Source organism: Flavobacterium sp. (assembly GCF_013823965.1).
Lineage (GTDB): Bacteria > Bacteroidota > Bacteroidia > Flavobacteriales > Flavobacteriaceae > Flavobacterium.
On sequence record NZ_PNNA01000020.1, the window covers coordinates 49,081 to 58,014 of the forward strand.

An 8,934-nucleotide genomic window follows, 5' to 3' on the forward strand; every position below is an offset into this window, starting at 1 on the left:
AAAAGAAAACTTGGAAAGGCTATACTTTGATTAAAAATTAATACTGCTCTTTTTCATTTGGAAAATCACTAGACTTCACATCGGTAACATATTGACCAATGGCGGTTGTCATTTCTTCGTATAAATTCATGTAACGACGCAAAAATCGAGGACTAAATTCGTTGTTCATTCCCAACATGTCATGAATAACCAAGACTTGTCCGTCAACACCGCCACCAGCACCAATTCCTATAATGGGAATGGAAACACTTTTGGCCACTTTTTCGGCTAAATGTGCAGGAACTTTTTCGATAACTATGGCAAAACAACCTAGTTTTTCCAAGAGCTTGGCATCTTGCATTAATTTTTCGGCTTCTTGATCTTCTTTGGCACGAACGGTGTAGGTTCCAAATTTATAAATTGATTGTGGGGTCAAACCCAAATGTCCCATAACGGGAATTCCGGCATTCAATATTTTTTTGATGGAATCTTTTATTTCGCTACCACCTTCGAGTTTTACGGCATGTCCGCCGCTTTCCTTCATGATTCTGATGGCAGAACGCAGCGCTTCTTTTGGATCGGATTGATAGCTTCCAAAAGGTAAATCCACAACGACCAAAGCTCTCGAAATGGCACGTACCACGCTGGAGGCGTGATAAATCATTTGGTCTAAAGTAATCGGCAAAGTCGTTTCGTGACCGGCCATCACATTTGAAGCCGAATCGCCCACCAAGATTACGTCAACACCGGCGACATCAACAATTTTTGCCATGGAATAATCGTAAGCCGTAAGCATGGATATTTTCTCTCCGTTGGCTTTCATTTCGATCAATGACTTTGTGGTAATTCTTTTGTAATCTTTTTTTGCTACTGACATTCTAATTATAGTTTTTAGAGTGTAAAAGTACTAAAAACAAATTCTTTTAAGCAAAAAATGGATTCGAAATCAATCGAACCCATTTTTTGGGCTTGCTGGATAGATAAATTTAGAATTACTACGACTTAATTAACTTTTTTCCTTGTGACAAACCCATATTGTGGAAACAGTACTTTTAATTTAATTCCAGAATTTGATTTCAAGAAATTCCAAAAGCAACTGGATATGACCTTTTTTTTAGTAAAAAACAATCATTGCTTCATTATGAAGCAATATTAATTATTATTTTTTATATTTACAAAAAATGGAGAATAATTTATTTGGATATTGGTTATTTTAGAATAAAACATAATCAATTTCGTATTTTTGTCGATAATGGATAGCAATGGATATTAAAAAATTAATGGAAGAAAATTCAGAATTGGGATGGGAAGATTATCTTCCGCATTTGTCCATTGACTGTGTTGTATTTGGATTTCATGATGCCACTTTGAAGGTATTGGTTGTCAAAATAAAAGATGAAAACATTTGGGCACTTCCAGGTGGCTATGTTTTAAAGACTGAAAATCTATCCGAAGCCGCCAATAGGATTCTTCGAGAAAGAACAGGAGCCGAAAACATTTATTTGCATCAATTTTGTGTTTTTAGTGACTTGAATCGCTCGGAAGGATTTTTCGAAAAATACGAAGATGCAATTTGGAACAAACAGCGATTTATTTCGATTGGATTTTATGCTCTGGTTGACTTTTCTAGAGTAAACTTGGTGATTGATGCTTTTTCGGATGCGTGCGAATGGAAATCTATCAATGATTTGCCGGAATTGATTATGGACCACGGAAGCATTTATGATGGTGCTTTGGAAACACTTCGAAAACAATTGAATCACAAACCAATTGGTCTTAATTTGCTACCCGAAAAATTCACGATGCCCGAACTTCAAAAATTGTATGAAATTATTTTGGGCAAAAAATTGAATAGAGGAAATTTTTACAGGAAAATGTTGCGCTACGATATTTTGGTAAAACTGGACGAAATTAGAAAAGGAGGCGCTCACAAAGCACCCGATTTGTATCAATTTGATGTTGAAAAATATCAAAATGCTTTAAAAAATGGTTTTAACGAAGGTTGGTAAGATCATTTTTTTTGACACAATAGCCGTCCATTAAAAAAGCAATGATGATTCCAAGCGTATAAAATCCCAAATCGCTCCACAGGAAACCTTGTCCCAGGGCATAATGTCCCAATGTGGTTCTTCGAATGGCCAATAACCATTCTGCCCTGTACAGTTGCAGGAACTCAATGCAAAAACAAAAACATAAAGCAAGCACCATTGTCTTCATAAAACTGTTGTTGATGAAGCACATTCGCAGTCCAAAATAGACCATCACGGCATATAAAGTGTCTCCAAAAAAAGTTGGCACACCTTCAATTTTTCGGGATAATATCCCCAAAATAATTACAAAAACGATTAGGATGAAATAAGTAAATCGAGTGTTTTTTAGCATAATAATTTAACAATCGGCCATATTTACTGCCACGGCCAATCCGCCTTCAGAAGTTTCCTTGTACTTGTTGTTCATGTCTTTGGCGGTTTGCCACATCGTGTCAATGACTTTATCCAATGGGACTTTTGCATTTTTCGGATTGGTTTCCAATGCTAATTCAGCGGCGTTTATGGCTTTTATCGCTCCCATGGTATTTCTTTCGATACATGGAATTTGGACTAAACCGCCAACGGGATCGCAAGTCAATCCCAGATGGTGTTCCATGGCGATTTCGGCAGCCATCAAGACTTGTGCTGGAGTTCCGCCCATCAATTCGCATAAAGCGGCAGCAGCCATGGAAGAGGAAACACCAATTTCTGCCTGACAACCGCCCATTGCTGCTGAAATAGTAGAACCTTTTTTGAAAATACTGCCAATTTCTCCGGCTACCATCAAAAATTGTTTGATTTCTTTTTCTCCGGCTTCGTGGTTTTCGATGACCAAATAATACATCAAAACGGCTGGAATTACGCCGGCACTTCCGTTGGTTGGAGCTGTGACAACGCGGCCTAAAGCTGCATTTACTTCGTTTACGGCCAAGGCAAAACAGCTTACCCATTTCAGGATTTGGCGAAACTTTACTTCCGTTAAACGAATTTGTTCCAGCCATGATTGTGGCGAATCATAATTGGCCAAGCCAATAAGGTGTTGGTGCATGTCGAAAGCTCTTCGGCGAACATTTAAACCGCCGGGAAGAATTCCCTCGGAATGACAACCGATGTACATGCATTCGAGCATCGTGTTCCAAATGCGCATTAATTCGTGGTGAATTTCAGCTTCTGGACGCATCGATTTTTCGTTTTCGTATACAATTTCCGAAATGCTTTTGTTTTGTTGCAGCGTATAATTCAGCAATTCGCTGGCATCTTGTATTGGAAAAGGAAAAGCGCATTTTATTTCAATTTTCTTTTTGGCATTGACACGTTCTTCTTTTACGACAAATCCGCCACCGATGGAGTAGAAGGTTGAAGCGTATTTTTGACCATTCGTTGCATAAGCCGTAAAAGTCAACCCATTGGCATGGAAAGGAAGAAAGTTTTTGTTGAAAACAATGTCTTTTATACAATGGAAAGGAATCGTGGTTTCGTTTCCAAGGTTGATTTTGTTGTTGTCCTGAATTGATTTTACAATTTTGGAAATGTCTTTTATAGGAATATATTCGGGATCTTGACCGCTTAATCCCAACATTATTGCTAAATCAGTGGCATGGCCTTTCCCTGTTAGCGAAAGTGAACCGTATAAATCTACTTTTACCCTATTGATGGAATGTATCCGATTTTCGTTTCGCAATTCTCCCAAAAAACGTTCGGCTGCACGCCAGGGGCCAAGTGTGTGTGAACTTGATGGTCCCACGCCAATTTTTAACATATCAAAAACAGAGATGCATTCTTCCATAATAGTAGATTTCGTAGGACAAATATAAAAGAATGAATGCGTAAAAAGAATTTTAAGCTTCTAAAATTGCGAATATGACAAAAGATTAATTTTAAATTTTGATTACACAATTAAATTGACAAAATCCGATTTTTTTACTTTAATGCACTGCCGTCACGTTTACTTTTTCGATGTTTATCAGGTGTAATTCAATATGTCTGTCTCGTGCTTTTCGATGGAATTCGCTTATGATTTCTAAAATATCGTAATCAATTAAACGACTTTCACTGCCGTCAATAGTCAAAATACTGTATTCAGGTACTTCATCCAATGCTTTTCTCAGTTTTACCTTGTTCAAAAAAGTCACGTTGTGGTTGAGTTTGATGTACTGGGTTTCTATTCCCAGATGCCGAGTTTGGGTAATATTATATTCAATTTTGAAATTGCTTTGGACGATATAATAAACCGAAATCAAAAGGCCAATGCATACTCCAAGCAGCAAATCGGTAGCAAGTATGACAATAATCGTAATCATGAAAGGAATGAATTGTTTGCGTCCCAAACTCCACATGTTGCGATACAATTTTGGTTTTGTCAAATTATATCCAGTTATGATTAAAATTGCGGCAAGAGAAGCATAAGGAATTTTGTTGAGTAAAAATGGCACCAGCAAAACGGCAAGCAACATGAATAGCCCGTGCGTAAAAGCGGAAAGTTTTGTTTTACCGCCGGCATCCACATTAGCCGCACCTCTTACCACCACAGCCGTCAACGGAATAGCTCCAAGGAGTCCACAAGTCATGTTGCCAATTCCTTGCGCAACAAGTTCTCGATTTACGGGAGTTATGCGGTTGCGCTTGTCTAATTTGTCGATGGCTTCAACGCAAAGCAAGGTTTCCAATGTGGCGAGCAGTCCAATGAGAATTCCATATTTCCATATTTCGGGATTGGAAAAAAGTTTCGAAAAATCGGGAAAAGAAATGCTTTCGAATATATTGGAAGAAATACTGACCAATTGTGTTGGTTTGAGCGAAAAGTCGGAAGTGGCAGCCGTAAACAGGAAATTGACAATTGTACCAATGACCACCACTACTAAAGGAGCTGGAATTGGTCTTAATTTTTTGGCAAATGGTTGTTGCAGCAAAATCAACACGGCAAGCGAAATTACGGTTATCAAAATGGCTCCCCTGGTGATGTGATGGTTGAAGGTTTCAATATTTCCCAAGAAATTTTCCGCAGTAAATAATTGAATTAATCCACTACTCCAAAAATCGGGTTGGTCGTAACCCAATGCCAACGGAATTTGTTTGGACACCAGAATTATTCCTATGGCAGCCAACATTCCTTTAATCACCGCCGAAGGAAAATAATTGGCAATGGTTCCGAGTTTTAAAACGCCAAGCAACAGTTGAAATAAACCTGCAATCATCACGGCAAGCAAAAAGACTTTGTAATCGCCCAGCGAAATGATGGCAGCAGCCACAAGGGTGGTCAAGCCAGCTCCAGGACCAGAAACCGAAAGAGGAGAACCACTAATCAACGATACTAAAAGTCCTCCAATAATTCCCGAAAGAAGTCCAGCATAAAGTGGCGCTCCTGATGCCAAGGCAATTCCCAAACAAAGTGGCAAAGCAACCAGGAAAACGGACAGTCCCGCCGTCAAGTCATGTCTAAACCAAATAATTCGGTAATATTTGATTGTTCGTTTCATTGTCCAAAAAATTATACCCAAAGGTAAGATTTTTATGCAAAGATTGTAAGTTTGAACAAACTGATTTCAGGAAGGATTTTTATTAATGTCTTGGGTACCACAACCTAGGGGTAACTACGGCTTAGAGTGGGCTTTGATATGGAGTAGCCCTAGTCTAAAACAGCTGCCGAGATTGTTAATTTGGAATTTTTTCAATAATAATGGCAGCTTCCGATAGATCAAAATAAGTGCAAGTCATTTCGATGATATTCACGCTCCATTTTGCAATTCCGCATTGTGCAGCGTGATGGCAAAAGGTGTGGTAATCCGTTTGACCGTCTTGGTGCATCACCAGAAATTCGATGAAACGTTCTTTATTCGCTGAAGGTGCCACAGCAATGCTTTCGTAAGTTTCAGTTGACGCTACCCTAAAATTATTGTTGCCAAAATATTCCACGTGACCGTCGTTGACGAAGGTGTCATAACCCTGAACGCCCAATTCAATTAAATCTTGGATGTAAGCAGGAAAATCGGTGCCGGATTTTACCTTGGAATGTGCATCTTTTATTTGGGCAATAGTGAACATGATCAAGAGGGATTTTGGGTTAATTATAAAGCGGCAAAAGTAGTTGTTTTCGGGAAACTATTTAGTGCATCCACTACAATTTGGGGAGTGGGCGAGGCCAGTTTGCGAAGTTTGGTGTCCATCCAGGCACCATCTACAGTAATGACGGCACACAAAACATCTTCTCTGTACAACTCGTGTACAATTGAATAACGGGAAGCATCGGCATTCATTTTTGCCATTTTGGTTTGCATCGTGATCAGGTCGGCGAGGTGGATTTCTTTTCGGAAGATACATTCTTCCCGAAACAATATGGGGCCAATGTGTTCTTTTTGCATTACTTTCAAGGTTAATCCCAGTTGTTCCAAGAGTTCCACACGATGTTGCGCCCCGAAATCGTAATACACGCTGTGACGCAAGTGAAAATTAGGGTCTAAATCGGCCCAACGGAAGGATAGTTGTTTGCTAAATGTTGCCATTGTTTTTTTATTTTTTTGAGGGCTAAAATTAAGTATAAATGTTGGAATTGCATAGAAAAACAAAGTGGAAAGACTTTTGTCTGCAATTTAAGACTTTGCGGAGTCGAGGTATTTTTGTTTTTTGTGTAGTGTGTTTTTTAATCTTATTTGCAATGACATCTTTCTTTAAACCATCACCATCTTCTTTGACTAAAGGGGCATAGGTGTTAAATTAATCTAAAATATTTATCTCAAAAAGCATACACATTAGTTTTTAATTATTTTTGCCGTATGAACCTTTGTCGAAAAAATTTAGTCAATAGTATTTTGCTCCTTATGGGCATGCTATTGTGTTACACTATTTGTTTTCAACAAAGTAATGCTTCTCCATTAGTGGAGTTAAGTTCTGAAAATAGTTCATCTCCTGATTTTGTTGACTCTGATTTGGACATAAGCGAAGAAGACCAAATTATTTACGGATTGGAATTTTTCTTGATGGTTGAAAAGTATACCCAACACAACCATTTTTATCATACCAGTAGATCATCTCAACCATTTTACCCTGTTTGGCAACCGCCAAGGCTTAGTTAATATTCTAATAATTTCTTGTTTAGTGTTTGAAAACTGTTCATCCACTCAAACGGCATTACTGTTCTAGGCAAGTAATGCTAAAAATTTATGTTTATTAACTAAAATACATTGTATATGGATTTTGAAGACTTTTTGAAAAAAAAACGCAAGCCTCATAAAAAACATGCATTGCACAACTATTATCGAAATGATGGTTATAAATACCAGACCTATTCTAGTGGTCACGGAAGTTTTAACGCCATTGCATTTATCAATAGTTTAAGAAACAACAAGAAACTCAAGATAGTTCTCCTTGTTGTTTTGATTCTCGCCATAGCTCTCGTAATTGGAATAATTGCCATTTTCTTTTCTTTGATTTCATCGATGGCTGACACTGTTGCTCAAAATGGGCTTTCAGGAGTGTTTGACAAGGTTATTGATTTTCTAAGCAAACTATGGAATGGCACAGAATAGTCTGTATTAAATGGTGAAAGTGGGGATGAGGAAATATTTGTTTTATTGGTTGATAGTTTAGTTTTAATTAAATACGTAATTTAAAAAAAAATGATAATAGATAGTTTTGTATGGATTTGTTTTTTAGGATTTGTCCTAGTAATGTTAGCATTGGATTTAGGTGTTTTTCATCGAAAATCTCATGAAGTAAAAATTAAAGAAGCTCTTATTTGGAGTGCTGTATGGATATCGCTTGCCTTAATTTTCAATTATGGTGTTTATGTTTTCTTGGGCAAAGAAAAAGCAATTGAGTTTTTGACAGCTTATGTTATTGAAAAATCATTAAGTATTGATAATCTGTTTGTCTTTATCATGCTCTTTACCTATTTTAACGTAGATAGAAAGTACCAGCACAAAATACTGTTTTGGGGGATTTTGGGAGCTTTAATAATGCGCGCCATTTTTATTTTCGCAGGGGTGGCTCTCATTAACAAGTTTCATTGGATTATATACGTTTTCGGGGCGATACTCATTTATACGGGTATTAAAATGATTTTTCATGAAGACAAAGAAATTGAACCGGATAAAAATCCCTTGGTAAGGTTGTTCAAGAAATTCTTTCCCGTCACAGAAGAAAAACATGGAGGTAAATTCTTTGTGAAATTAAATGGTCAAAGATTTGCCACCCCATTATTTATAGTTCTTCTTATTGTAGAATTTACTGATTTGATTTTTGCGGTCGATTCAATACCTGCGGTACTTGCCATTACAAATGATACGTTTATCATTTTTACCTCTAATGTTTTTGCAATATTGGGTTTAAGAGCGTTGTATTTTGCTTTGGCTGGAATCACAAAATATTTTCACTATCTAAAATATGGTTTATCGGTAATATTGGTTTTTGTTGGAGTAAAAATGACTATTGTTGGTTTCTATAAAATACCGATTGTCTACTCTTTGATGGTGATATCCGGCATACTGCTTATTTCTGTTTTACTTTCTGTTGCTTTTCCAAAAAATAAAGATTTAATAAATAACTAAAATTGAAAATTATGAATTGTCCAAGTTGTAAAGTTCCGCTTGTTATGTCTGACAGGCAAGGAATAGAGATTGATTATTGTCCACAATGCCGCGGGATATGGCTGGATCGGGGTGAGCTTGATAAAATAATTGAAAGGTCGGGAATTGAATCGCAAAGCAATCCTCAATTCAATAGACAAGTTTTTGAGAGCCAGCCACAGCACGGCTACTACAAGGAACACAAGAAAAAACATTGGTTAAATGAATTGTTTGATTAACCAATTTTAATACCTTTTTTATACCGCATTATTTTGTTGAATAATGCGGTTTATTTCCTTGTATTTTGCTTATCGAAGCCCGTTGCATGTTTTAAAATGGTACTCGACCTCCGGTCACGCCTCCGG

Annotated in this window: 11 protein-coding genes; 5 read left to right on the top strand and 6 right to left on the bottom strand. The window is 37.3% G+C overall.

From position 1 onward, the window contains the following. Positions 1-37 precede the first annotated feature (37 nt). Positions 38-856 (bottom strand): 3-methyl-2-oxobutanoate hydroxymethyltransferase, encoded by an 819-nt coding sequence (gene panB, locus C0430_RS02265; protein ID WP_290865050.1) that lies wholly within the window; start codon positions 854-856, stop codon positions 38-40. A gap of 403 nt (positions 857-1,259) precedes the next feature. Between panB and C0430_RS02270 the strand changes: the two genes are divergently transcribed. Beyond that, on the top strand, positions 1,260-1,988 hold the full coding sequence (locus C0430_RS02270) for an NUDIX domain-containing protein (protein ID WP_290865052.1): 729 nt from the start codon (positions 1,260-1,262) through the stop codon (positions 1,986-1,988). Here C0430_RS02270 and C0430_RS02275 read toward each other — a convergent pair. From C0430_RS02275 to C0430_RS02295, 5 genes are all read right to left on the bottom strand, one after another. After that, positions 1,972-2,361, bottom strand: coding sequence for a DUF2809 domain-containing protein (locus tag C0430_RS02275; RefSeq protein WP_290865054.1), 390 nt, complete (start codon positions 2,359-2,361; stop codon positions 1,972-1,974). The genes C0430_RS02270 and C0430_RS02275 overlap by 17 nt on opposite strands. Before the next feature lie 6 nt (positions 2,362-2,367). After that, positions 2,368-3,795 carry an L-serine ammonia-lyase gene (locus C0430_RS02280; RefSeq protein WP_290865056.1) on the bottom strand — a complete coding sequence of 476 codons (1,428 nt, stop codon included), beginning with the start codon at positions 3,793-3,795 and terminating at the stop codon, positions 2,368-2,370. 139 nt (positions 3,796-3,934) lie between these two features. Next, positions 3,935-5,485, bottom strand: a complete 1,551-nt coding sequence (locus C0430_RS02285) for a SulP family inorganic anion transporter (RefSeq protein WP_290865058.1) — start codon at positions 5,483-5,485, stop codon at positions 3,935-3,937. 175 nt (positions 5,486-5,660) lie between these two features. Further along, complete coding sequence (locus C0430_RS02290) at positions 5,661-6,050, bottom strand: DUF1398 family protein (protein WP_290865060.1); 390 nt, start codon at positions 6,048-6,050, stop codon at positions 5,661-5,663. Between the two features lie 23 nt (positions 6,051-6,073). Then, the gene (locus tag C0430_RS02295) at positions 6,074-6,508 is read right to left on the bottom strand and encodes a thioesterase family protein (RefSeq protein ID WP_290865062.1); all 435 of its coding nucleotides are present in this window, start codon (positions 6,506-6,508) and stop codon (positions 6,074-6,076) included. 315 nt (positions 6,509-6,823) lie between these two features. Here C0430_RS02295 and C0430_RS02300 point away from each other — a divergent pair, with 315 nt between their 5' ends. The 4 genes from C0430_RS02300 (at position 6,824) to C0430_RS02315 (ending at position 8,808) form a co-directional block, all read left to right on the top strand. Then, complete coding sequence (locus C0430_RS02300) at positions 6,824-7,078, top strand: hypothetical protein (protein WP_290865064.1); 255 nt, start codon at positions 6,824-6,826, stop codon at positions 7,076-7,078. Between the two features lie 114 nt (positions 7,079-7,192). Then, positions 7,193-7,531 (top strand): hypothetical protein, encoded by a 339-nt coding sequence (locus C0430_RS02305; protein WP_290865066.1) that lies wholly within the window; start codon positions 7,193-7,195, stop codon positions 7,529-7,531. 90 nt (positions 7,532-7,621) lie between these two features. Continuing rightward, entirely contained in the window at positions 7,622-8,551 is a 930-nt protein-coding gene (locus tag C0430_RS02310) for a TerC family protein (RefSeq protein ID WP_290865068.1), read from the top strand. A gap of 11 nt (positions 8,552-8,562) precedes the next feature. Then, positions 8,563-8,808 carry a zf-TFIIB domain-containing protein gene (locus tag C0430_RS02315; RefSeq protein WP_290865070.1) on the top strand — a complete coding sequence of 82 codons (246 nt, stop codon included), beginning with the start codon at positions 8,563-8,565 and terminating at the stop codon, positions 8,806-8,808. Positions 8,809-8,934: the final 126 nt, after the last annotated feature.